This window comes from Microbulbifer magnicolonia, from assembly GCF_035117725.1.
Classification (GTDB): domain Bacteria; phylum Pseudomonadota; class Gammaproteobacteria; order Pseudomonadales; family Cellvibrionaceae; genus Microbulbifer; species Microbulbifer magnicolonia.
The window spans coordinates 948,999-972,708 of sequence record NZ_JAYEFD010000002.1; the positions used below are offsets into that span (position 1 = coordinate 948,999).

Annotated in this window: 23 protein-coding genes; 13 read left to right on the top strand and 10 right to left on the bottom strand. The window is 62.9% G+C overall.

Annotation, left to right across the window (positions count from 1 at the left end; translation table 11 throughout):
- Window positions 1-58 precede the first annotated feature (58 nt).
- Both hisA and hisF read left to right on the top strand, forming a co-directional pair.
- Window positions 59-823 (top strand): 1-(5-phosphoribosyl)-5-[(5-phosphoribosylamino)methylideneamino]imidazole-4-carboxamide isomerase, encoded by a 765-nt coding sequence (gene hisA / locus RRF64_RS13450; RefSeq protein ID WP_323846404.1) that lies wholly within the window; start codon window positions 59-61, stop codon window positions 821-823.
- A gap of 13 nt (window positions 824-836) precedes the next feature.
- Window positions 837-1,598 carry an imidazole glycerol phosphate synthase subunit HisF gene (hisF, locus tag RRF64_RS13455; RefSeq protein ID WP_323846405.1) on the top strand — a complete coding sequence of 254 codons (762 nt, stop codon included), beginning with the start codon at window positions 837-839 and terminating at the stop codon, window positions 1,596-1,598.
- Window positions 1,599-1,639: 41 nt separating this feature from the next.
- Here hisF and RRF64_RS13460 read toward each other — a convergent pair whose 3' ends face one another.
- The 4 genes from RRF64_RS13460 to gpmI all read right to left on the bottom strand — a co-directional run bounded on the left by RRF64_RS13460 (window position 1,640) and on the right by gpmI (window position 6,216).
- Entirely contained in the window at window positions 1,640-1,900 is a 261-nt protein-coding gene (locus tag RRF64_RS13460; RefSeq protein ID WP_323846406.1) for a DUF6316 family protein, read from the bottom strand.
- Between the two features lie 127 nt (window positions 1,901-2,027).
- Window positions 2,028-3,377, bottom strand: a complete 1,350-nt coding sequence (locus tag RRF64_RS13465) for a S41 family peptidase (protein WP_323846407.1) — start codon at window positions 3,375-3,377, stop codon at window positions 2,028-2,030.
- 146 nt (window positions 3,378-3,523) lie between these two features.
- On the bottom strand, window positions 3,524-4,669 hold the full coding sequence (locus tag RRF64_RS13470; protein ID WP_323846408.1) for a murein hydrolase activator EnvC family protein: 1,146 nt from the start codon (window positions 4,667-4,669) through the stop codon (window positions 3,524-3,526).
- On the bottom strand, window positions 4,669-6,216 hold the full coding sequence (gene gpmI / locus RRF64_RS13475) for a 2,3-bisphosphoglycerate-independent phosphoglycerate mutase (RefSeq protein WP_323846409.1): 1,548 nt from the start codon (window positions 6,214-6,216) through the stop codon (window positions 4,669-4,671). The genes RRF64_RS13470 and gpmI overlap by 1 nt, the downstream gene beginning before the upstream one ends.
- A gap of 352 nt (window positions 6,217-6,568) precedes the next feature.
- Here gpmI and RRF64_RS13480 point away from each other — a divergent pair, with 352 nt between their 5' ends.
- The 6 genes from RRF64_RS13480 (at window position 6,569) to smrA (ending at window position 10,058) form a co-directional block, all read left to right on the top strand.
- On the top strand, window positions 6,569-6,979 hold the full coding sequence (locus tag RRF64_RS13480; protein ID WP_323846410.1) for a rhodanese-like domain-containing protein: 411 nt from the start codon (window positions 6,569-6,571) through the stop codon (window positions 6,977-6,979).
- A gap of 31 nt (window positions 6,980-7,010) precedes the next feature.
- Complete coding sequence (gene grxC, locus RRF64_RS13485; RefSeq protein ID WP_323846411.1) at window positions 7,011-7,268, top strand: glutaredoxin 3; 258 nt, start codon at window positions 7,011-7,013, stop codon at window positions 7,266-7,268.
- A gap of 135 nt (window positions 7,269-7,403) precedes the next feature.
- Complete coding sequence (gene secB, locus RRF64_RS13490; RefSeq protein ID WP_422732632.1) at window positions 7,404-7,919, top strand: protein-export chaperone SecB; 516 nt, start codon at window positions 7,404-7,406, stop codon at window positions 7,917-7,919.
- Window positions 7,920-8,141: 222 nt separating this feature from the next.
- Complete coding sequence (locus RRF64_RS13495) at window positions 8,142-8,591, top strand: acyl-CoA thioesterase (RefSeq protein WP_323846413.1); 450 nt, start codon at window positions 8,142-8,144, stop codon at window positions 8,589-8,591.
- Complete coding sequence (locus tag RRF64_RS13500) at window positions 8,584-9,450, top strand: SDR family oxidoreductase (RefSeq protein WP_323846414.1); 867 nt, start codon at window positions 8,584-8,586, stop codon at window positions 9,448-9,450. The genes RRF64_RS13495 and RRF64_RS13500 overlap by 8 nt, the downstream gene beginning before the upstream one ends.
- 20 nt (window positions 9,451-9,470) lie before the next feature.
- On the top strand, window positions 9,471-10,058 hold the full coding sequence (gene smrA / locus RRF64_RS13505) for a DNA endonuclease SmrA (protein WP_323846415.1): 588 nt from the start codon (window positions 9,471-9,473) through the stop codon (window positions 10,056-10,058).
- Between the two features lie 251 nt (window positions 10,059-10,309).
- On the opposite strand, the gene RRF64_RS13510 is transcribed toward smrA, so the two are convergent.
- Together RRF64_RS13510 and RRF64_RS13515 are read right to left on the bottom strand one after the other, a co-directional pair.
- On the bottom strand, window positions 10,310-10,792 hold the full coding sequence (locus RRF64_RS13510; protein WP_323846416.1) for an META domain-containing protein: 483 nt from the start codon (window positions 10,790-10,792) through the stop codon (window positions 10,310-10,312).
- A 64-nt stretch (window positions 10,793-10,856) separates the two neighbouring features.
- Window positions 10,857-11,330 (bottom strand): META domain-containing protein, encoded by a 474-nt coding sequence (locus tag RRF64_RS13515; RefSeq protein WP_323846417.1) that lies wholly within the window; start codon window positions 11,328-11,330, stop codon window positions 10,857-10,859.
- Window positions 11,331-11,531: 201 nt separating this feature from the next.
- Here RRF64_RS13515 and pyk point away from each other — a divergent pair, with 201 nt between their 5' ends.
- A complete protein-coding gene (gene pyk / locus RRF64_RS13520; RefSeq protein WP_323846418.1) occupies window positions 11,532-12,968 on the top strand; it encodes a pyruvate kinase in 1,437 nt (478 codons plus the stop codon).
- Between the two features lie 322 nt (window positions 12,969-13,290).
- Here pyk and RRF64_RS13525 read toward each other — a convergent pair whose 3' ends face one another.
- Window positions 13,291-13,467, bottom strand: coding sequence for a hypothetical protein (locus RRF64_RS13525; protein ID WP_323846419.1), 177 nt, complete (start codon window positions 13,465-13,467; stop codon window positions 13,291-13,293).
- Window positions 13,468-13,669: 202 nt separating this feature from the next.
- Here RRF64_RS13525 and RRF64_RS13530 point away from each other — a divergent pair, with 202 nt between their 5' ends.
- Window positions 13,670-13,882: a hypothetical protein gene (locus RRF64_RS13530; protein ID WP_323846420.1), complete on the top strand. Its 213-nt coding sequence runs from the start codon at window positions 13,670-13,672 to the stop codon at window positions 13,880-13,882.
- Between the two features lie 183 nt (window positions 13,883-14,065).
- On the opposite strand, the gene RRF64_RS13535 is transcribed toward RRF64_RS13530, so the two are convergent.
- Window positions 14,066-16,264, bottom strand: coding sequence for a TonB-dependent receptor (locus tag RRF64_RS13535; protein WP_323846421.1), 2,199 nt, complete (start codon window positions 16,262-16,264; stop codon window positions 14,066-14,068).
- 185 nt (window positions 16,265-16,449) lie between these two features.
- Between RRF64_RS13535 and RRF64_RS13540 the strand changes: the two genes are divergently transcribed.
- The 3 genes from RRF64_RS13540 to RRF64_RS13550 are packed head-to-tail and all read left to right on the top strand — an operon-like array spanning window position 16,450 to window position 22,046.
- Window positions 16,450-19,836, top strand: a complete 3,387-nt coding sequence (locus RRF64_RS13540) for a hybrid sensor histidine kinase/response regulator (RefSeq protein WP_323846422.1) — start codon at window positions 16,450-16,452, stop codon at window positions 19,834-19,836.
- Window positions 19,837-19,894: 58 nt separating this feature from the next.
- Window positions 19,895-21,103 carry an MFS transporter gene (locus RRF64_RS13545; RefSeq protein ID WP_323846423.1) on the top strand — a complete coding sequence of 403 codons (1,209 nt, stop codon included), beginning with the start codon at window positions 19,895-19,897 and terminating at the stop codon, window positions 21,101-21,103.
- The gene (locus RRF64_RS13550) at window positions 21,090-22,046 is read left to right on the top strand and encodes an alpha/beta hydrolase (protein ID WP_323846424.1); all 957 of its coding nucleotides are present in this window, start codon (window positions 21,090-21,092) and stop codon (window positions 22,044-22,046) included. The genes RRF64_RS13545 and RRF64_RS13550 overlap by 14 nt, the downstream gene beginning before the upstream one ends.
- Window positions 22,047-22,100: 54 nt before the next feature.
- On the opposite strand, the gene RRF64_RS13555 is transcribed toward RRF64_RS13550, so the two are convergent.
- Both RRF64_RS13555 and RRF64_RS13560 read right to left on the bottom strand, forming a co-directional pair.
- Window positions 22,101-22,724 carry a response regulator transcription factor gene (locus tag RRF64_RS13555; RefSeq protein WP_323846425.1) on the bottom strand — a complete coding sequence of 208 codons (624 nt, stop codon included), beginning with the start codon at window positions 22,722-22,724 and terminating at the stop codon, window positions 22,101-22,103.
- 39 nt (window positions 22,725-22,763) lie between these two features.
- Window positions 22,764-23,552 carry a 3-hydroxybutyrate dehydrogenase gene (locus tag RRF64_RS13560; protein WP_323846426.1) on the bottom strand — a complete coding sequence of 263 codons (789 nt, stop codon included), beginning with the start codon at window positions 23,550-23,552 and terminating at the stop codon, window positions 22,764-22,766.
- Window positions 23,553-23,710: the final 158 nt, after the last annotated feature.

Genomic DNA, 23,710 nt, shown 5'->3' on the forward strand with positions numbered 1-23,710 from the left:
GGCCGCCCCGCCGCTCCTACTTAAAGATTTAACTTCACCGCCGATTAAAAGACAGACCATGATCGTTATCCCCGCAATAGACTTGAAAGACGGCCAGTGCGTGCGCCTGCGTCAGGGCGAGATGGAAGACGCTACCGTATTCTCCGACGACCCGCTGGCCACCGCGCAGCACTGGGTCGACGAAGGCGCGAGGCGGCTGCACCTGGTCGACCTGAACGGCGCCTTCGCCGGCAATCCGGTCAACCATGAAGCGGTCACCGCAATCGCCCGGCAGTTCCCGCGGCTGCCGGTGCAGATCGGCGGCGGCATTCGCGATCTGCACACCATCGAGAAGTATCTGGATGCGGGTGTGCAGTGGGCCATCATCGGCACCGCCGCGGTAAAGAATCCCGGACTGGTTAAGGAGGCCTGCCGCGAGTTCGAGGGGCACATTATCGTCGGCCTGGACGCGAAGGACGGCCTGGTGGCCACCGAGGGTTGGGCGGAAGTATCGGAGTTGCAGGCCACCGAGCTGGCCAAGCGGTTTGCCGACTGCGGGGTGAGTTCCATCGTCTACACCGATATCGCCCGCGACGGCATGATGCAGGGCGTCAATATTCCGGCCACGCTGGAAATGGCCCGCGCGGTACAGGTGCAGATCATCGCCTCCGGCGGTGTCAGCAGCATCGATGATATCCGCCAGTTGCTCGAGGCCGGAGACTCTCAAAAAATAGCTGATGGCTCTTCCCAAAAAATTGCCGGCGCCATCACCGGCCGCGCTATTTACGAAGACAAGCTGAACCTGCGCGAGGCGCAGCGGCTGTGCGACGATTGGAAACAGTAAAGGGGAAGAGAAGATGGGACTGGCCAAGAGAATCATCCCCTGCCTGGACGTCGATGCCGGTCGCGTGGTGAAGGGCGTTAACTTTGTCGATATCCGCGATGCCGGCGACCCGGTGGAAATCGCGCGCCGCTACAACGAGGCCGGTGCCGACGAGATCACCTTCCTCGATATCACCGCCACGCACGAGGAGCGCGACACCACACTGCTCACGGTCGAGAAGATGGCCGCGCAGGTGTTCATTCCGCTGACCGTGGGCGGCGGCGTGCGCACCCTGCAAGACATCCGCAACCTGCTGAACGCGGGCGCCGACAAGACCGCGATCAATTCCGCTGCGGTCAAAAATCCCGAATTCGTGCGCGAGGCCGCCGAGCGTTTCGGCAGCCAGTGCATCGTCGTCGCCATAGACGCCAAGCAGGTGGCAGAAGGCAAGTGGGAAATCTTCACCCACGGCGGGCGCCAGGCCACCGGCATAGATGCCGTCGCCTGGGCGAAACGGATGGCGGAACTCGGTGCCGGGGAGATACTGCTGACGAGCATGGACAGGGACGGCACCAAGAACGGCTTCGACCTGGCCCTGACCCGCGCCGTGTCCGATGCGGTGCCGGTGCCGGTGATCGCGTCCGGTGGCGTCGGCAATCTGCAGCACCTCGTGGATGGGGTGCTCGAAGGCGGTGCCGATGCGGTGCTGGCGGCGAGTATTTTCCATTTCGGCGAGTATACGATCGCCGAGGCCAAGGCCTTTATGCGGGATGCGGGTATAGAAATGCGCTTGTGAATACCATCATCCCCGGCGAAGGCGGGAGGGATTAACGGAATTCAGAGGTTGTGGTTTTTCTGCCGCTGTTTGGCGGGCCGGCTGCCGAATGGGTGGATTACCGCACCGGTCGGATTGCCGCTGGAATCTCTGGGTGGGCAAAAGAAAAGTCGCGCCGTGCGCGCCGCTTCGCTGCGGCAGGCGAAGGGGCCAAAACAGGCGCCGCCGCGAATCTGGAAGTACCACTCGTCTCCCAGTTTGTAGAAACGGTCGGAGCGCAGGGGAATGGGTTGTCCCTGTTCGCCGGCGCGATGCTGCAGCATAACCACCTTCCAAAAAACCGGGCACGCACATAAATCGCGCGGTTTCTGCCGGCAGGGGCGCGTTCACTCGCCCGTGTGACCTGGGCCACTGGGCGAGTAAATACGCCACTGCCCTTTTCTGCAGATTCTAATCTGCGCGGGCGACGCTCGCCCGCAGTCCCCTGTCCCGCTGGGCGTAAAGGTTCAGCCCCTTGAGCACATTGAGGGCCTCGAAAATCTGGTTGTCGCGATCGAGCCAGTCGTCGCGGTTTTCCTGCTCTTTCGCCCGGTCCTCTGCATTGCGGTCCTCGCCGCCATTGCCGTTGCCGAGGTGACCGGCCAGATCGGCCTCGGTGGTGCGCGCGCGCTCCTGCAGGCGGGTGATCTTGACCCGCTCCACCACTATGTCCGGCGTTATGCCCTGGGCCTGTATGGAGCGGCCGTTGGGGGTGAAGTAGAGCGCGGTGGTGAGTTTGATGGCGCGTTCGCTGTTGATCGGGATCACCGTCTGTACCGAGCCCTTGCCAAAGCTGTCGGTACCCATGATCACCGCGCGGCGGTGGTCCTGCAGGGCGCCGGCGACGATTTCCGCCGCGGAGGCGGAGCCCTCGTTGATCAGCACTACCAGCGGCGCGCCTTCGGTCAGGTCGCCGGGCTCGGCGGAGTAGCTGAGGTTGGAGGATTCGGTGCGGCCCTCGGTGTAGACCACCAGGCCCTCCTCGAGAAAGGCGTCGGCGACTTCCACCGACGACTGCAAGACGCCGCCGGGATTGTTGCGCAGGTCGATGATCAGGCCTTTCAGTTCACCGTTTTTCTGCAGTTTGCGGACTTCCCGCGCTACGTCGTTGCCGGTGTCCAGCTGGAACTGGCTGATGCGCAGGTAGCCGTAGCCCTCGTCGAGGATCTTGCTGCGTACGCTGCGCACGCGCACCGTGTCGCGCTTCAGGGTGACGTCGAAGGGCTCCTTGTAGCCCTTGCGCGCGATGGTCAGGGTGACGCTGCTGCCGATGGGCCCGCGCATGCGCTCCACCGCCTCATCCAGGCTGACCCCCCTCATGGATTTGCCGGCGAGGCGCAGGATGATGTCGCCGGCCTTCAGGCCGGCGCGGGCCGCCGGGGTGTCATCCATCGGGGTGACGACGGTGATGTGGTTGTTCTCCAGGCCCACCTCGATGCCGAGGCCGGCGAATTCACCGGTGGTGTTGGCCTGCAGGTCGTCGAAGGATTCCCGGTCCAGGTAGGACGAGTGGGGGTCCAGGCCCTGCAGCATGCCCTTGATCGCGTATTCCAGCAGCGTGCTGTCGTCCACTTCTTCGATATAGCCCTGGCGAATCTGTTCGAACACCTTGGCGAAACTGCGCAGATCTTCCAACGGCAGGCGGGTAGAGGCTTCGGGAACCAGGTTCTGAGCGGAATCGCCTTCACTGAGGCCCATCAGCGGCAGAGCGGTGAGGGCGGCGGCGCCGATAAAAGTGGTCAGCGCTTTGGGGGTGAACATGTCGTTGAAACCTCTGCCTTATTTCTACGCTTCTTTACGAAAGTGTAGACCGCGGGGCTGGCAGGGTTTTTAAGTTGGCGGTTAACTCAACCGCGCGGCCTTTTAACGGAGGGCGATCCCGACGCCCGCCCTCCGGCGAGGTGTTGTTACGAACGGCACCAGAGCGTGGGATCCTGCGGCTCGCCGCGGTGGCGGATCTCAAAGTAGACGCCGCTCTGCGCCAGGCCGCCGCTGTTGCCGACGCGGGCGATGGTGTCGCCGCTCTCCACCCACTCGCCGAGGCTGCGGGTCAGGGACTGGTTGTGGGCATAGAGACTCATATAGCCGTCGCCGTGATCCAGGATCAGCAACATGCCCTGGCCGCGCAGGTAGTCGGAGAACACCACGCGGCCGCGGTGAATCGCGCGCACCGGCTCACCCTCGTCGGCGCGAATGGTGATGCCTTTCCAGGTGATGCCGTTGGCGCGGCGCTGGCCATAGGCATTGGCGCGGCGGCCCTTGGTCGGCCATTGCATGCGTCCGCGCTGTTTGGCGAAGGGCCGCTGGTCCTGCGGGCTCACCAGGGAGGCGATGGCACGGCCGACTTCGTCCACCAGTTTCTGCAGGCGCGAGCGGTCGCCCTGCAACTGCTGCAGCTCGCCGCTCTTGTCCGCCAGTCGCGATGCCAGCTTGTCCAGCGTTCTGCTCCTCTCGCGCTGTGCGCCGCGCAGCGCATTCTCCCGCTCCTGCAGCTGGCGCCGCTCGGTGTCGAGGGTGTCGCGTTCGCGCTCGATCGAGGTGCTGACGGTCTGCAGGGACGTGAGGGTGTCGAGGTAGTCGTCGATAACGCGGCTGCGTTCTTGGAGGAAGTATTCGTGGTAGCGGAGTTGGCGGGCGATGTGTTGCGGATCTTGCTGGTTCAGGAGCAGCTTGATCTGCTCCTGTTTGCCGAGTCGGTAAGCGGCGGCGACTTCCTGCTCGACCCGCCGCTGCATACTTCGCCGCGATTCCTCCAGCTGCTGCTGTTCCCGTTTCAGTTCCTGCAGCTTGTCGGTGCGGCTGCGCATATCCCGCTTGATCTGGTCGATGCGCTGGTGCAGCTCGGAGATATCCTTCTCGTTATTCTCCAGGTCCTTGAGCAGCTGGTCGCGCTGGCTGCGCACCTCGTTGAGTTCTGTTTGCAGCGCTTCGATGCGCTGCTTGATCTCGGCGAGGCGCGCCTGCTGGTCCTCGTCCGCCCCGGTCTGGGACCAGCCGGGCAGGGACAGCAGCGCGAAGAGGATTACAGCGAGGGCTTTCACGGTATGGGTCATCAGTCGAATTGCACCAAACTCTGGCCGGTCATCTCCGCCGGTTGCGGCAGATCCATCAACGCTAGCATGGTCGGCGCCACGTCCGCCAGACTGCCGCCGTCGCGCAAGTGGAGTTTGCGCTCACCCACATAGACGAAGGGCACCGGCAGGGTGGAGTGCTGGGTGCTGACCTGGCCGGAGCCGGCGTCGAACATCTCCTCCACATTGCCGTGATCGGCGGTGATCAGCACTTCGCCGCCTGCGGCCAGGGCTGCGTCCACGACCCGGCCCACGCACTGGTCCAGCGCCTCCACCGCCGCAACCGCGGCCTCGAATACGCCGGTGTGGCCGACCATGTCGCCGTTGGCGTAGTTGCAGATGATCGCGTCGTAGTCGCCGCTTTCGATGGCCGCTACCAGCTTTTCGGTCACTTCCGGCGCACTCATTTCCGGCTGCAGGTCGTAGGTGGCCACGTTCGGCGACTTGATCAGCTCGCGGGTCTCGCCATCATAGGGCTCCTCGCGGCCGCCGCTGAAGAAGAAGGTCACATGGGCGTACTTCTCGGTCTCGGCGATGCGCAGCTGGGTCTTGCCCCGGGCCGCCAGGTACTCACCGAGGGAGTTCACCAGTTTCTCCGGCGGGAAGGCACAGCTGGCCCGGATATCGCCGGCGTACTCGGTGGTCATCACGAAGTCCGCCAGTTTCGGCGCCGCCTGGCGCTCGAAGCCGTCGAAATCGGCTTCGGTAAAGGCGCGGGTCAGCTGGCGCGCGCGGTCCGGGCGGAAGTTCATATAGATCAGCGCGTCGCCGTCCTGAATCGGCGCCGCGTCGCCAATCAGGGTCGGGGCCACGAACTCGTCGTTCTCGCCGCGCTCGTAGGCGGCGGCCAGGCCGGCCAGGGCATCCGGTGCTGTGTACTGGGCTTTGCCCCGGGTCAGCAGGTCGTAGACGGACCGGGTGCGGTCCCAGCGCTGGTCGCGATCCATGGCGAAATAGCGCCCGGCGAGGGTGGCGATGCGCGCGCTGCCCACCGCGTCGCACACCTGCATCAGGCGCGCCAGGGTCGGTTCGGCGCTGCGCGGCGGCGTGTCGCGGCCGTCGAGGAAGGCGTGTACATAGATGGCTCTGGCGCCGCGCTGGGCCGCCAGGGTCACCATCGCAACGATATGGTCCTCATGGCTGTGCACGCCGCCCTCGGATGCCAGGCCCATGATATGCACGGCGCCGTTGTTGGCGACGGCCTTGTCCACCGCCGCGGTATAGGCCGGGTTGCGGAAGAAGTCGCCGTCCGCAATCGCCTTGTTGATACGGGTGAAATTCTGGTAGACGACCCGGCCGGCCCCCAGGGTCATGTGCCCCACTTCCGAGTTGCCCATCTGCCCCTCCGGCAGGCCCACGGCCATGCCCGAGGTCTGGATCAGGGTCCTGGGTCTGTCGGCCCAGAGCTGGTCCCAAACCGGCGAATTGGCCGCGTGGATGGCATTGTGTTCGGGGTTCTCGCTGTGGCCGAAGCCGTCCAGGATCAGCAGAACCAGGGGGCGTTTTTGGAGGTGTTGGTCAGCGGCCATCGCGAAAGTGTTCCTCTGCCGGTGGATCGATAAGGGGACGCGGATTTTAACCTGTTTGGCCACCGTTTAACCATGTTTGGCGGGGCGGATACGCGGATTCAGCGCGCCCCGCTTTTTAGTGTTGGGCTGGTTAAGATTTCGCCAGGATCGTGTATACTCCCGCCGCATCGGGCGCCGAGTGCGCCGCTCAAACAAGAAACAAGGTGGCGGCGCGTGGATGCGCCGTCGTCGGCCATCGCCGACGCGAGCCCGCAAACGGCAAGCAGCTTCGCGTAGCTGCGCCAGCCGTCGGCGGGCGACAATCCAATAGATCAGGACGATCTACTGGATTGCTGGATAATAAGGAAGCGAAGTGGACTTTTTCGTCTTTATGAGCGAACAGTGGCTGCTGGTCAGCCTGCTGGTGGTATTGCTGTATGCGTTCGCGCTGAACGAGCGCTACAAGGCCGGCACCCCGGCCTCGGTGCACGAGGTGACGCGGCTGATCAACAGTGAGGGCGCGCGGGTACTGGACGTGCGCGACCGGAGCGAGTTCGGCGCCGGCCATATCGTCGATGCGGTACATATTCCCCACGGCGAAGTGGCCGAGCGGATTGGCGAGCTGGCCCCGCTCAAGGACAAGCCGCTGGTCGTCGCCGACAAGATGGGCCAGCACGCCGGCCCGGTCGGCCGCCTGCTGAAGCAGCAGGGCTTCCAGGTGCGGCGCCTGCAGGGCGGTATGAGCGAGTGGGCCAACCAGAATCTGCCACTGGTCAAGGGCTAGTATTGACGCTGAGGTTTAGCGGAATCCGGTTATGCAAGACGTTGTTATCTACACCACCCGTTTCTGTCCCTACTGTATCCGCGCCAAGGACCTGCTCAACAGCAAGGGCGTCAAGTATCGCGAGATAGCCGTGGACAACGACCCCGCCCTGCGCGAGCAGATGGCCCGCAAGGCCGGTCGCCGCACCGTGCCGCAGATCTGGATCGGCGAGCACCATGTGGGCGGCTGCGACGAGCTGATGGCGCTGGAGCGCAGCCGCCAGCTGGACGGGCTGCTGCGCGCCGGCTGATGAGGCCAGCGGCGACGGCAGCTGAAAAAACGCAGTTTCTCTATTTTCGGCCTTGAAACGGTATTCGACGGCCCCATTTGAAAGACTCATACAGGGAGTCTTTCTCACGGAAGGCACAAATAAACCATTTCTAAAATAACAGGCAGTAACATGGCTGAAGAACAAAACGGCGCAGCGGCAAGCGCAGAGGCTCCGCAAGTGCAATTCGCGATGCAGCGCATCTACCTGAAAGATCTCTCCTTCGAAACCCCGATGGGCGTTGAGGTCTTCAAGAAACAGTGGAAGCCCCAGGTAAACCAGGAGCTGAACACCCAAACCGCCAAGATCGACGAAGATCTGTACGAAGTGGCGCTGACCCTGACCATCACCGTGAAACTGGAAGACGAGACCGCTTTCCTGGTGGAAGTGAAGCAGGCCGGCCTGTTCACCATCAAGGGTCTGGAAGGCCAGCAGCTGGCCCAGGCACTGAACACTGCGTGCCCGCAGATCCTGTTCCCCTACGCCCGCGAAGTGGTGGACAACGCAGTAACCAAGGGCTCCTTCCCGGCCCTGATGCTGCCGCCGATCAACTTCGACGCCCTGTTCGCAGCGGCCCTGGCCCAGGCGCAGCAGCAGGCGGAGAGCGCCAAGGCGGAGCAGGCCGAAGCCTGATTCTCCTGAGCGTTCGCAAAAAGGCCCCAATCGGGGCCTTTTTGCGTTTTGGGCACCGAGCGCGGCGCGGTGGCCGCCCGGCATCAGGTCCCTGGCGTCCGGCGCAGCAATTCTTCCCTGCTCCTGCCTGTCGGGTGCACCGTGCGCACCAGAGCATCAAACTTGTCCCCTCCCATCAGATCGCATAGGCTCCCAGCAATCGAGCAGTAAGGTTTAGCACCAATGCAGTGGGATTTACCGCGGCCCTATATCTGGACGGTCACTGTAGAGCCGCAGCATGTCGACGGCCTGCACCACGCGAACAATGCCGAATATGTGCGCTGGTGCGAGCGCGCCGGCTGGGCACACAGTGTTGAACTTGGCCTGGATGTCACCAATTACCAGGGCCTGGACCGCGGTATGGCCATTCGCCACGCCGAGTACGACTATATACTGGCCGCGAGGGACGGCGACCAACTGCTGTTCGGCACCTGGCTGACCAAGGTGGACGGACGCCTCAATATGACCCGTCAGTTCCAGGTTTTCCGAGCCGCTGACGAGGCGCTGATTCTGCGCGCCCAGTGGCAGATGGTGTGTATCGAACTGTCCAGCGGCAAGGCGAAGCGCATGCCCGAAATATTCAAGGAAATCTACTGCCCGGCAGTCATCAGCGCGGAGGCCGAAAGTGACTGAAGAATTTCTCACCCTGACCGAAAACAGCGGCGCCCTCAAGGGCAAGACGATTTTCATTACCGGTGCGAGCCGCGGCATAGGCCGCGCCATAGCGCTCAAGTGTGCCGCCGATGGCGCCAACATCGTCATTGCCGCCAAGTCCGCCGAGCCGCACCCGAAACTGCCCGGAACCATCTACTCGGTCGCCGGGGAAGTGGAGGCCGCCGGCGGCAAGGCCCTGGCGCTGCAGGTGGATGTGCGCGACGAGCGGCGGGTGGCGGAGGCCATGGCGCAGGCAGCGGAGAAGTTCGGCGGTATCGACGCGGTGGTGAACAACGCCGGTGCCATCAACCTGACCAATGTGGAATCCACGCCGCCGAAGCGCTACGACCTGATGCAGAACATCAACAGCCGCGCCGTCTATCTGACCGCGCATCTGGCGATGCCCTACCTCAAGCAGTCCGCCAACGGCCACATCATCAGCCTGTCGCCGCCGGTGAACCTGCAGCCGAAATGGCTGGGACCTTTCGCCCCCTACGCGCTGTCGAAATTCGGCATGACCATATTGAGCATGGGCCTGGCGGAGGAACTGCGCGCGGCCGGTGTCAGCGTTGCCACCCTGTGGCCGCGCACCCTGGTCGCCACCGCGGCGATCGAGTTCGCGGTGGGCAGCCGCGAGATGTTCGAGCAGAGCCGCAAGCCCGCAATCATGGCCGATGCCGCCTATGAAATTCTGATCACCGAGAACAGCGCGCTCACCGGTCGCCAGCTGATCGACGAGGAGCTTCTCGGCGAGCGCGGCGTCACCGACTTTACCGAGTACGCCCACAATCCGGCCAAGGCCGACCAGTTAGCGGTGGACCTGTTTCTCGAGCCGTGACCGAGCTGGGGGGAGATGTTATGACCAGCGATATTGACCTGTTTAAAGACGCGCTCGGCCAGTTGGGCGACGTCAAGCCGCTGGCGCAGGAGCGCCGCGTGGCACTCAACAAGGAGCGCAAGGACGCCGCGCTGGGCCGGCGCGCGCGCCGGGAAGCTGCCACCCGGGAAACCGCGCGGGAACTGAACCCCCTCTCCGGTGAATATGTCGAGCCGGTGGACCCCTGGGACCCCATCGAATTCAAGCGCGACGGCGTGCAGAACGGCGTTTATCGCAATCTGCGCCTGGGTAAATACGCGGTGGATGCGCGCCTCGACCTGCACCGCCACACGGTGGAGATGGCGCGCCGTGCGGTGGTGGAATTCGTGCGCGACTGCGTCGAGGCCGACGTGCGCTGTGCGCTGATTACCCACGGCAAGGGCGAGGGGCGTAAGCAGCCGGCGCTGTTGAAGAGCTGCGTCAATCACTGGCTGCCGCAGCTGCGCGAGGTGCTCGCCTTCCACAGCGCGCAGAAGCAGCACGGCGGCCTGGGTGCGACTTATGTACTGCTGCGCAAAAGCGAGCGCAAGCGGCAGGAAAACCTGGAGCAGCACCAGCGCCGCAAATAGCCGCTCCTGTCATCTGTTTGTCACGACTGCCAGTTACGATGCAATCACAACGACATGCTTGTCCGCCTCGTCAGGGTTCGAGCGGCATTTCGAGGCAGCGTTGGTCTTCTCTCTTTGATCCGCTCAATGCGGATTTTGACCCTTCTTGATTGTGATTATTCGGCGGCCATCCGGCCGCCATTTTTATTTTGCGCTGGAAAAAATTGTTGTCGCCGATAAACAAGAAATCGCGTTGAGGTGCAGCCGTGCGTTCACTCGACGCGTTTGAATTCCAGGCGGGTCTTGCCGCTTTCACTTTGCAGAATCAGCGAGTCGCCTTCTACCGACAGGCTGTCGGTCTGTGGCAGTGCCTTGAGATAATCTCTTTCCAGATCGCTGCTGTCGCGGGCATCACTCATGCGCGACACCGCCGGCACCTGCGGCCAGGAAATTGCCCCGGAATTCGATAGTAGGAAGCGGCCCAGATAGGGATTCGTGCCCGCACTGCCGCGCACATAGCCGAGCTTGTCGCAGGTGAAATAGGGGCGGTCGCGCCACAGCTTTTTCCACAGCAGGCGCGAACGGTGTTCGCGCCCGTCGACCGACAGGCTTTCCAGCAGCCACTCGTGCTCGCAGACTGAAGGTTCTACCGGGTTCTCCGCCAGCTCTTTCTCTTCAACGGATCCGCAACCTGACAGGGCCAGTAGCAACCAAAACGGAATCAGCGGCAAAAGGGCTTTCGGGGATAGCACCATGAGACATGTCTCGTTATTTTTGTGATATTTAACCGTAAAAAGGCCCGGCCGTCTGTGGCCGTGTTCAAGGTCCGACCTTGACATATTCTATATAGATATCTCCGGAGGCATCGCGCAGTATCAGCCGGGAGCCACCACCTTTGGTGAAGGCCTGACGGGTACCGGCCAGGGCGCGGAGGTAGGCGTTTTCCTGCTGCATCTGGGCTTCCGGTCCGGCCATCTTGGTGGAGGCGAAGCTGGCGGTGTCCCACAGCAACTGGCCGTTATCGGTGATCTGCAGCGCGCCGCGGAAGGTATTGATGCCGCTCTTGCCCATCACGTTACCTTCGGGATTACACAGGAAAGTGAAGCGGTCCGTCTGCTCCACGGGCACAACTTCGCCGTTGACCCTGAGGCGCTTCAACTCCCACTTACTGCCGCAAACCGCATTCATGTTGCCGGCCGACTGAACCACCGGCGCCTCTTCGGTACCGACACCGAGACAGCCCCCCACAACCAGCACCACTCCCAGCAGCCACAACTGCATGAATCTGCTCATTGGCGTTTTTCTCCCTGTTCTTCCCTGTCTATCCCTGAACTATGGCGCCGCTTTCAATTAGTTGCGGGCACCCTTCTTCCAAAAGCTGCTAGAGCAAGCTTAGTTGCTGCGCGGCAAACGGCGATGAATAGGGCGACAAGCTATGCTTCCACTATCCGCCGAAAAAGTAGCCGGCGAGCAAGGACAGGGCTTTTGTTCAACATGATCAGACGCACGAAGATCGTCGCCACCCTCGGCCCGGCCACCGACAAGGCCGGCATACTGCAGCAGCTGATTGCGGCCGGTGTGGACATGGTGCGCCTCAATTTTTCCCACGGTATTGCCGATGACCACCGCCGCCGCGCGGAGCAGGTGCGGGCGGAGGCGGCGCGCCAGGGGCGGCATGTGGCGGTGCTGGGCGACCTGCAGGGCCCCAAGATCCGCGTGGGAAAGTTCAGCGAGGGGCGCGCGCGCCTGGAGAAGGGCGCGGAATTTGTCCTGGACCCGGACTGGGGCGAGGGCGGCGGCAATGTCCAGGGCGTGTCGGTCGATTACGAAGAGCTCGCCACCGACTGTGCCGCCGGCGATATCCTGCTGCTGGACGACGGTCGCCTGCGTCTGCGGGTCCTGAAAATCGACGGCCGCGCCCTGCAGACCCGCGTGGAGGTCGGCGGCTGGCTCTCCAACAACAAGGGCATCAACAAACTCGGCGGCGGCCTGACCGCGCCAGCGCTGACCCAGAAGGACCGCAAGGACATCAAGGTGGCAGCCGAGCTGGAACTGGATTACCTGGCGGTGTCCTTTCCCCGCGATGCGTCCGATGTAGAGAAGGCGCGCCAGCTGCTGCGTGCCGCGGGCGGCAGCGCCCATATCGTCGCCAAGATAGAGCGCGCCGAGGCGGTGGCCGAAGAGGCAAACCTGGATCAGCTGATACTCGCCAGCGATGCCATCATGGTCGCGCGCGGGGATCTGGCGGTGGAAATCGGCGATGCGGAACTGATGGGGGTGCAGAAACACCTGATTCGTCGCGCGCGCCACCTGAACCGGGTGGCGATCACCGCGACGCAGATGATGGAGTCGATGATCTCGAGCCCGGTACCGACCCGCGCCGAGGTGTGCGACGTGGCCAATGCGGTGCTGGACGGCACCGACGCGGTGATGCTGTCGGCCGAAACCGCCGCCGGTGACTTCCCAGTGGAGACAGTCACACACATGGCCGAGGTGATCGTCGGTGCCGAGAAGCACCGCGCCACCCGCCGGCCCCCGCGGGTGATGCAGGACAACTATCCGGCCGGCGACGCCTGCATCGCCATGGCCGCGATGACCATTGCCAACCACTGCCGCGATATCAAGGCCATCATCTGCCAGACCGAAACCGGCAACACCGCGCTGCTGATGTCGCGCGTGCGCTCCGACATCCCGATCTTTGCCTTCTGCCGCCACCGCAGCAGCTGCAGTCGCGTGGCCCTGTATCGCGGCGTCGATCCGGTGTTGATGGACGTGGAGGGCCTCGACGGCCCGTCGCGGGACAGCCAGGCGATCGCGCATCTGAAAAAACGCAAGCTGCTTGCGGCCGGTGATTTCGTGCTGGTATCCCGCGGTTATCACCAGGATATCGGCGGCAGTACGGACACGCTGCGTATCGTGCGGGTTGATTGATACCCAAAGTATCAAATATTCAAGCTGTACTAGTGGTTCAAGCGGTAAATTCGGTAGCTAAAGCTCACAGCCACAGGCTCCGGGGCAAGGCGAAAAAGCGCAGGACTAGCCGGGCTAATTCAAGCTTTTTCAACGCCGCACCGGGGCCTGTGGCGAAGAGATCGGTTACTGAATTTACCGCTTGGACCACTAGTCCCTTCAGCTGGCACGATGCGAGGTCCTGCCACCGGTGGTCACCCGGGAAATATTTACCGATGAGGTTTTTTCACGGGTGGCCACCGGTGGCAGGGCCGATCGGAGTCACTAAGGAAGTGGCACATCCCTACGAAGCCCGCACGCAGCGCACCAGAACCTTGGTTTCCAGCTCCTGTTCGACACACTGGAATCTCTGACCGTTCAGGGTCAGCGTGGTGGGAACTCCCTCGGGCGCGGTTGTCGAGCAACCGGCAACTCCTGTCGCCAGGGCCACTGCCAGCAGAATACGACTCAATTTCTGCACTGCAGGTACCTCTTGACTTGTCTGGCAGGCGCGAAATTGTTCCGCGCTCTGTTTCAGCCTAGAGGAAGCAGCCGTCAAAGTGTCGGTTTTGGCGCCAATTTGTGCAAAGTCGCGACAGTCATGCGCTGCCGGCGGTGCTATACGTTGTTGGAATCGGCACTTACAATGGCCCGCATAACGATAAACACAACAGGGTAATCCTATGCGCGCGAGTTTCTTTCTCTACCCGGCTCTGGTGCTGATGGTCGGCTGCGGCGCCGATGAGCAGGCGCAGTCCCAGCCATCGGCCGCGGCCGAAGAACAGGCCGATCAAGCGGGCGGTGTGATTCCGCAGTATCAGCTGGATGCGCTGGAGAAGGCGCAGAAGGTCGAGGGGCAGCTGCAGGAAGCCGCGGAAAAGCGAGCCGAGCCCTGATTGCCGTATAGACTCGCCCCGCCCGCGTTGCGCTATTGCGCCCCAGCCGAAGCTACCGATCCAGTCCTCCCCATAAAAAAGCCGCCGTTATCACTAACGGCGGCAAGTGGTTGCTCACTGAGCCGGGGGCGAAGACCGCCCCCTTGGAGAAAAGACGCAACAATCGGTTGAATGAGCTTCCCGTTAGAAGTTGTAGCTGCCGGTCAGGGCAATGGTGCGCGGATTGCCATAGAAACCGGTCTGGAAAGGCGCGCCGAAGTCATAGCCCGCGATCCGATACTCCTTGTCCGTCAGGTTTTTACCCTGCAGGCCCAGGTTCCAGCTGCCATCCGGGCTGTAATAGGTCGCAGTCAGGTCAACCAGCGTGTAGGCGTCCTGGTCCAGAATGCCCGGTCTTTCGAAAATCTGGGTATCCGCGCGGTAGGAGGCAGATGGAACCACGACCAGCTCGCCGCCCGCCACCGGCGTGGACCAGTTCAGCTGCACCATCGCGGTGGTGTCCGGCGTGTTCTGCATTTCCAGCTGGTCGGCGATATCGGTGCCGTCGCCGTTAATGAATTCCACAAACTCAGCATCGACTAACCCCAGCGTAGCCATCGCAGACAAGTTGTCCGTCAAGGCGAGAGACGCTTCCAGTTCCAATCCCTGAATCAGCGATTCACCGGCGTTCAGCACCGCGCTGACAAAACCGGCACCACTAGCCTTCAAGCGCTGCTGGTTCACCTGCATGTCCGTATACTCGGAGCGGAACAGGGCGCCGTTGATGCGCATACGGTTGCCCAGCAGATCCAGCTTCCAGCCGAGTTCGAAGGTGTCCACGGTCTCCGGATCGTAACCATCGACGGTTTCCGGAATTTCCACCGCGTCACCGCGCATGTCGAATCCGCCGGACTTGAAGCCGGCGCTATAGGCGGCATACAGCATGACGTCATTGTTGACCTGGTAGTCGAGGCCGACGCGCGGGGAGAATTCACCCCAGTCCTTTTCGTTGGCGTAATCGGTCAGCGCACCGCCAAATACCGGTGCGGGCCTGTCGGCATAGTACTGGTCGTGGAACATGTCACTGCCGATACCGAAGTAATTGCCCTTATAAACCTCGGCTTTCTTCTCGTCGTTGGTATAGCGACCGCCCAGGTTCAGGTTCCACTGGTCGGCGAACTGCCAGTTGTAATGGGCGTAGAAGGACAGGCTATTGGTATCCACTTGACCCGATACATTCTGGGTGAAGCCGGCCGGAAGACCCAGCGCACTGAAATCCAGGTAGCCCAGCACCGCGTCGAAACCGCCCGCAGCCGTTCCATCGTAGTAGTAGACACCGCTGACCAGGTCGGCGTTGTCGCCCTGCCAGTTCAACTGGAACTCCTGTGAGAACTGCTCGTCGTCGTAGAAGGCGGGAACGTCGAACAGGGGTGCATTGGTGGCGTCGAAGTCGATGACCGTCTCGGTGTAGCCTTCGCGACTGGCGGTGATTGACTTCACGATTACGCTGTCGGAAACCTTCCACTCTGCGGTCAATGACATACCGCTGGTTTCGACCAGGTTTTCAGACGGCAGGTTGGATTCAGTGTCGTAGATGCTGTCGAGTACGGGTTCGCCCGCGTACCCGGGTCCGAAGCGATGTCCGTGTTTGGGGGCGGATTCGTCGCGAGTCTTGTCAGCGGCGAAACGGATAAACAAATCTTCCGTCGCGTTAATCTCGACAGAAACCCGGCCGCTCAAAGTGTCCTTGTTGTACTGGTCTTCGCCATTGACCATATTCTCGCCGAAGCCGTCGCGCTGGAAGCTGGCGATGGCGCCGCCGATATTGACCTTTTCCGATACCGCCATTGAGCCGGCCACTTTCAGGTCCCGCTGGTTGTAGCTGCCCAGGGCCGCGCCTATGCGGACTTCATTGTCACCAGTCATCTTCTTGGTGACGTATTTCACCGCGCCGCCGATGGTGTTCTTGCCGTAGAGGGTGCCCTGAGGGCCGCGCAGGACCTCGATGCGCTCTACGTCGTACACGTCCATCACCGCACCCTGAGGGCGGGCGACATAGACGTCATCCACGTAAATGCCGACGCCCGGTTCGAAGCCCCACAGCGGATCCTGCTGGCCGATACCGCGTATAAACGCCGTCAGGGTGGAGTTGGTGCCGCGGCTCACCTGCAGCGTGGTGTTGGGGGACAGCTTTTGGATATCGGTCATATCCGCAATGCCGTTTTCAATCAGGGCCGCCTCGCCGATGGCGGTTACGGCCACCGGTACTTCCTGCAGCGACTGCTCGCGCTTCTGCGCAGTAACGGTCACTTCCTCGAGGGCCGGGTCGGCGTAGGTAAAGCTGGCACCACAGGCGAGCATGATGCCTGCAGCGAGGGGATGGAACTTGATTGCTCTTTTCATGGCTCTCTCCAATCACCAAATTTATGGTTTTTATAAATATCCGGGATTGCCACTCTAGCGGTGCCGGGTCCATTTGCCTGTTAGACCAAGGTATGACGCGAGCGGCGCACGGATTGGAGGACAAAAAACAGCCACTGGGGTATTGTTTGTGTCGCTGAAACCAAGAATAACGAAGGTGTGCCCGCTTGTTTAGCCTGACCGCGCTGGCAGCCGTAGCGCTGGCCTATCTACTGCTGCTGTTCGCCATCGCCTTCTGGGGCGACCGGCTGCCCGCCGGGCGAATCCGCCCGATCAAACCGCTGTTGCTGGCGCTGGCCGGGACCTATACCAGCGCCTGGATGTTTTTCGGCACCCCGGCACAGGCGGTCGAAGAGGGCTGGCTGCTGCCGCCCACCTTTGTCGGCGCCAGCCTGATGCTGATCGTCGGTGCACCGCTGCTGACCCGCTTCGTGCGCCTGTGCAAACAGCAGGGTTCCACCTCCATCGCCGACTTTATCAGCGCCCAGTTCGGCGGTTCCCAGTGGCTGGCGGCGGCGGTGGCTGTGCTCGCGCTGGCTGCCGTTCTGCCCTATCTGGCACTGCAACTGCGCGCGGTTGCGGACAGTTTTCTATTGCTGACCGACAGCGGAGAAATCAGTCCCTCGCTGGTCGCCGCCATCGTCAGCGCGACCCTGGGGCTGTTCGCGCTGCTGTTCGGCACCCGCCATATCGACAGCAGCGTGCACCGCAATGGCATGCTGCTGGCGGTGGCCTTCGAGGCGCTGGTCAAGATAGGCGCCTTCGTCGCCGTGGCCTGGTTTGTCGTCGGCAGCGCCTTCGACGGCGCCACCGATCTGGCGCGCACGGCCCTCGCCAGCGAGCGGGTCGCGCAACTGAGCGCCGCCCGCCCGGCGGATACCGGCTATTTCGCGGTAGTGGTGCTGGGTATGGCGGCGATGTTCTGCCTGCCGCGGCAGTTCCATATCCTGATGATCGAGAGCGACGGCGAACAAGACATAGGCCCGGTCAGAAAGCTGATTCCGCTCTACCTGGGCATTCTGTCGGGGGCAATTCTGGTGGTCGGCTATGGCGGGCTGCTGTGGTTGCCGGAGAGCTACGGCAATCCGGAGCGCTTCGTGCTCGGCATCCCCCTGCAGGGCGGTTCCGAGTGGCTGTCCCTGCTGGCGTTTATCGGCGGTCTGTCGGCGGGCTCCAGCATGGTGATCATCGCCACCATCGCCCTGTCCACCATGATCGCCAACACCATGGTGGTGCCCTGGTGGCTGCAGCGGTTGCAGCGTCGACCGAGAGGCGGAGCGCTGGGCTCGGACTTGCGGCGCGTGCGCCGCGGCATCATCGCGCTGATCATGCTGGCGGCCTTTGCGGTCAATGAGGCCATCGGCGCGGGTGTGCGCCTGGGTACTTTCGGTCTGTTGTCGCTGGCCCTGGTCGCACAGCTGGCGCCGGCGATGATCGCCGCGGCCTGCTGGCCGAAACACTGGCTGCGCCTGCGCGCGAGTGGCGTCATCGCCGGACTAGCAGCCGGCTCTGCAGTCTGGGCCCTGTCGGCGCTGCCGGCGGCGGTGGGCGAGGTGGATCTGGTGGCGCACTGGCTGGGCTTGCCATGGAGTTCGCTGTCGATCTGTTGCGCCTTCGGTCTGGGATTGAACTGCGCGACGCTGCTGCTGGTTTCCAAGTGGCTGGCGCTCTGGAATCCGCGTGGCCACAGCGTCGAGGAAGCGCCGGCGAACCGGGCGCATCTGCGCGAACTGCTGGCGCGCTTTGTCGGCAGTGATGCGGCCGCGCGGACCTTTGAGAATCTGCGCGGGGCCGGCGCCGAAGAAACATCGGGCAGGGACTACCGCGAGGCGGTGGAGAAAATTCTCGCAGGAATCGTCGGTTCTACGAGTGCGCGCCGGCTGGTGCGCCAGTACAGCGGCGCCGAGGCCAGCGCCCAGACCCTGGAGCAGGCTTCTGCCATCTACCAGTTCGGGCGCGGCCTGCTGCAGAGCAGTATCGACAATATCGACCAGGGCATCTCGGTGGTGGACGCCAACCTCAATCTCGTTGCCTGGAATCGCCGTTATGTCGAGCTGTTCCACTACCCGTCAGCGATGATCTACGTCGGCCAGCCGGTGGCGGAGCTGGTGCGCTACAACGCGAGCCGCGGTGAGTGCGGGCCGGGTTCGGTGGAAATGCATGTGGAGAAGCGGGTCGAACACCTGAAGGCCGGCACCGCCTACCGGGTGCAGCGCCACCGCACCGATGGCACAGTGCTGGAAATCCGCGGCAATCCCCTGCCCGGTGGCGGCTTCGTGACAACCTATACCGACGTGTCGGACTACCAGCGCACGCTGGCCGAACTGACCGAGGTGAAAAACTCTCTCGAACACAAGGTGGCCGCGCGCACGGCGGAGCTGCAGTCGCTCAACGACGAGCTGCAGAAGCTGAACAGCGAACTGCACGCTGCCAGTGCCGGCAAGACCCGCTTCCTCGCCGCCGCCAGCCACGACCTGGTGCAGCCACTCAATGCCAGCCGCCTGTTCCTGGATGCGCTGACCGCGCGGCAGCTGGACGGCGACAGCCGCAGCCTGCTGAATCGCGCCGACCGCGCCCTGGCCGCGGCGGAGCAGTTGATCACCGATATGCTGCAGATCGCGCGCATGGACGCCGGTGATATTCATCCGCAGATACGGCCCACCGCGCTCGACAAGGTGGTCGCCGAGGTGGTGGACCAGGCGCGCCTCGCCGCCGCCGCCCGCAATATCCAGTTGCGCTACCGCCGCAGCAGTCTGTGGGTGCAGAGCGATGAGAAGATGCTGCGCCGCGTGGTGCAGAACCTGCTGGACAATGCGATCAAATACACCCGCGACGGCGGTGTGCTGATCGGCGCGCGCAAGCAGGGCACATCGGTCTCCCTGGAGATCTGGGATACCGGCTGCGGTATCGATGCGTCGCAGCAGCAGAACATCTTCCGCGAGTTCTGTCGCCTGGGCGGCGTCGAGCGCGAGCACGGTTACGGCCTGGGGCTCGCCACCGTCGAGCGCCTGTGCCGGCTGCTGGAATCCCCCATCGACCTGACCTCGCAGCCGGGGCGCGGCAGTGTGTTCCGTGTGTGCCTGCCGTCGGCGAGGGAAAAATTAAGCACGGTGCCGGTGCCGGCAAGCGCCCCACCGCGGCCGTCGACGCTGCACCTGCACGTCGTCTGTGTGGACAACGAACCCGCAATCCTGGAGGCGATGCAGGCACTGCTCGGCGGCTGGGGCTGTAATGTCGTCTGCGCACGCGGCCCGCGCGAGGCGCTGCAATTGCAACGGCCGGACCTGCTGCTGATGGACTTTCACCTGGATGACAGCATCGACGGCATAGCCCTGGCGCGGCAGTTGATGTCTCACTGGGGCGAAGCGGTGCCCTGCGTGATCATTTCCGCGGAAAATACCGACTTGGTGAAAAACCGCGCCCGGGGCGAGGGCTGGCAGTTCCTGCAGAAACCGCTGCGCCCGGCGGCGCTGCGCGCACTGCTGCAGGCGCGGCAGGTACAGCTGCAACCGGAAGGTCGCGAACAGGCGGAGCCTGCGACCAAGGTCGTATAGCGCCGCGCAAATGCCCGTCGCACTCTGGACCTATTGCGATGATGAAGATGTGACAACAATGAAAAGATATCTGCTCGAAATCCTGATGTTCAGTGCCTATGCACTGTTCGCCGCCTCCTGGGTGTCCGGCGCCATGCTGACACCGGAGATTCAGGCGTCCTTCGGCGAGGCGGGCTTCGCCAATGCCACCTGGGGCAGCCTGATGATCACCGTCGCCAAGATCGCAGGCAACCTGGCCGCGGCGCTCATCCTGATACGTATCGGCGCCAAATATGCCTTTACACTGGCCATGTTGCTGATCGCCGCCGGCGGCTTCGGCGCCCTGGCGGGCGATTACAGCGGCTGGCTGCTGTCGCGACTGGCGATGGGGCTGGGCGGCGCCCTGGCGATCGTGTACTTCAATCCGGTCGTGTTGCACTACTTCGACGCCCGCGAGCGACCGGTAGTCAACGGCGTGAATGCGGCCGCGTTCAACAGCGGCAACCTGATCGCACTCCTGTGCACCGGCACCCTGGCCAACTGGCTGGGCGGCTGGCAGTCGGTGGTGGCGCTCTACGGTGTGATGGTGGCGGCGCTGGCGGTGCTCTGGTGGCTGGCGGCGGAGAGCTTTCCGCTCTCCGGCGGCGGGGCCAATAGCGGCGAGAGATACGGGCTGCGCCAAGGCATTCGAGAGGGGGTCAACTGGTGGCTGCCACTGGCCTACTGTGGCGTGCTCTTGTGCTATATCGCAGTCTTCTCACTCTTCCCGCTGATCGACGGTTTTGCCGTGGCCAGCAGCGACCTGGCGGCGGTGATGATCGCCGCGGGCATGCTCGGCACCATCGCCGGAATCCTGGTGACCAAGCGCTATCCGTTGCGCCTGCCGGTGCTGCGCTATGCCGGCCTGGCGCTGGTGATCTTCGCGGCACTGATGCTGGCCAGTCGCAACCCGCTCATCGCCTATAGCGCTGCGGCACTGGCGGGCTTCTTCATGTTCCTGCCGATGACTGCGCTGGTGACGCTGCCGCAGGAGCTGCCGGGTATGACACCGGCGCGCATCACGATCACCTTTGCGATGTTCTGGTCAATTTCCTACCTGATCGCCTCCATCCTGATTCCCGCGGCGGGACTGCTCGCGGATATCAGCGGTGAGCCCGCCTATGCGGCCTATTTTGCCGTTGCCTGTTCGTCCTCGCTGTTTATCTTCTCCTTCCTACTGCCGGAAAGTGGCAAGGTGGCCGCAAACAGCGGCACAGAAAATCTGGAGGCCGACAATGCGCCAGCTTGATCCGCAACTGGCCGAGTGGCTGCAGGCCGTCAACGTTCAGGTCGCCCAGCTGAAAGCCGCTGGCTTCGAGCCGACGCCGATCACCGCGCGCGAGAGCCTCGCCAATCTGACGCGCACTTTCGTCGAGCCGGGGCCGGAGATGGCCGCCTGCGAAACCCTGGTGCACGGCGGCGAATATCCAGTGCCAGTGCGTATCTATGCACCCGAGAACCGCACCCCGGGCCCGGTCATCATCTACTGTCACGGCGGGGGCCATATGGCCGGCAGCGTGGCCGTTTACGATCCGATATGCCGCCGCCTGGCGGAGGCCTGCGGGCGCACGCTGGTGTCGGTGGAATACCGCCTAGCGCCGGAAAATCCCTATCCCGCCGGCTTAAACGATCTGATCGGTGTGGTGCGCGGCCTGGGTGCCGCGCTGGACAGGAAGCGCATCGCGCACGACAACCGCTGGATACTGATGGGCGATTCCGGCGGCGGTGCGCTCTGCGCCAGCGCCAGCCGCCTGCTGCAGCACCGCCCGCAAAATTTACTCCCGTGCGCTGAAGGCTCCATCGCCGCGCAGGTACTGATCTACCCGAGCCTCGACTACACGATGCGGCAACCATCGATCGAGGAAAATGGCAGCGGCTACCTGCTGGAAAAGGAAAAGATTCTCTGGTACTTCGACAATTATTTTCAGGGCGCGCACAACGCCTACCAGGCTTCGCCGCTGCACGGCGAGTTCACCGACAAGCTGCCCCCGTCGCTGGTGATCACCGCCGAGTTCTGCGCATTGCGGGACGAGGGATTCGCCTACGCGGAAAAATTGCGCGGCGCCGGCGTCGCGACCGAGTCGCTGCATTTTGACGATATGATCCACGCGTTTGTGAACCTGCAAAAACTGGTGCCGGCGGCCTGCGAAAAATTCTACCGGCATGTCGGTGAGTATGTGCGTGGAATTTGACCCCGAGCGGGATGCCCGCGCGTTGGCTCCCACAGATAGGATTAATGTTGGGGATCAACCCAGCTGAGTCAGTGACTGGGCCTCGCGAATCAGCTGTTTGCGATCGCGCAGCTCCAGCTTGCGCAGAATCGCCGTAACATGGCTCTTTACCGTGGGCTCGGTAATATCCAGCTCGTAGGCGATCTGCTTGTTCAGCAGCCCTTGGGCAATCATCTGGAATATTCGCAGCTGCTGTGTCGTGAGTCGGGTCAGGCGCTCGGGCAGCGGTGTCTCTTCCGCTTCTTCCAATGCCTCGGTATTGAACCACTGCTCTCCGGCAAAAACAGCTTCGATGCACTGCACGATCTCTGCCGGCCTCGCGGTCTTCGACAGGAAGCCGCTGGCACCGAAGCCGGCGGCCTGCTGGATCACCGCGTGTTTGTCACTGCCGGAAATCACCACCACCGACACCGCCGGGTAATTGTTGCGGATCTGGGCCAGGCCGTTGAAACCCTCGCTGCCGGGCATATTCAGGTCCAGCAACAGCAGATCGATGTCCGTGGATTGCAGTCGCTCGAGTGTCGACGGCAGGTCTTCGCTTTCCAGCAATTCACAATTGTGGAAATGCCGCGCCAATGTGCCGGCCAGGGCATCGCGATAGAGGGGGTGGTCGTCGGCAATCAACAGTCGGTAATTCAATTTACACCCTGTAAAAATTATTTTGCGGGTGTGGAAATCTTACTGCGCGGTCCAGCCTCCGTCCACCGGCAGGGCGGCACCGGTAATGGTGCTGGCGAAGTCGCCGCACAGGTACAGCACCAGCTCGCCGATGGCCTCGGGTTTGCTGGTCTGGCTCAATGGCTGCTTGGCGCCGATAAGGCGGCAGCGCGCAGACTCGATGTCGATATTCTCTTCGCGCGCGATGGATTCGATCTGCGGCTGGATCAGCGGTGTCTCCACCCAGCCGGGGCAGATGGCATTGGCGGTGATACCGCGGTTGGCATTTTCCAGTGCTACCACCTTGGTGAGGCCGATCAGGCCGTGCTTGGCGGCGCAGTAGGCGGCCTTCTGCTCGGAGGCGACCAGGCCGTGCACCGAGGAGATGTTGACGATGCGGCCCCAGTTGCCCGCCCGCATACTCGGCAGCAGGTCGCGGGTGAGAAAGAACGCGGCGCTCAGATTGATCGACAGGATCGTATGCCACTGCTCGGCCGGGAAGTCCTGGGTTTCCGCCGTGTACTGGACGCCGGCGTTGTTGACCAGTATGCCCGGGTTGCCGAGAACTTCGCGTGTCTCTGCCAGCAGCTGTGCACAGCCCGCTTCCGAACTGATATCGGCGCTGCTGAAGCCGCAGTCGACCTTGTAGTCGGCGCGAAACTGCCGCCGCAAATCCTCGCCCTGATCGGATGTGGCCAATCCGTGCAGCATCACCGGGTAGCCCGCGCGCGCCATAGTGCGGGCGATAGCGAGGCCAATACCGCTGGTTGAGCCGGTGATCAAGACTGGTTGTTGCTGTTCCCGCTGCACTGAAACCCCCCGCGGCTGTTATTCGGCTCTTGTTCTGGCGCTGCTACAGATCCGGCTCGTTTCGCACCGGGGCGGCAGCGTGCCCTTACTCCTGATTGTGGAAAAATCCTAACAGCGGGGGGACGGCGGGTCTGTATGACCAAGGTATGAGAGCTATT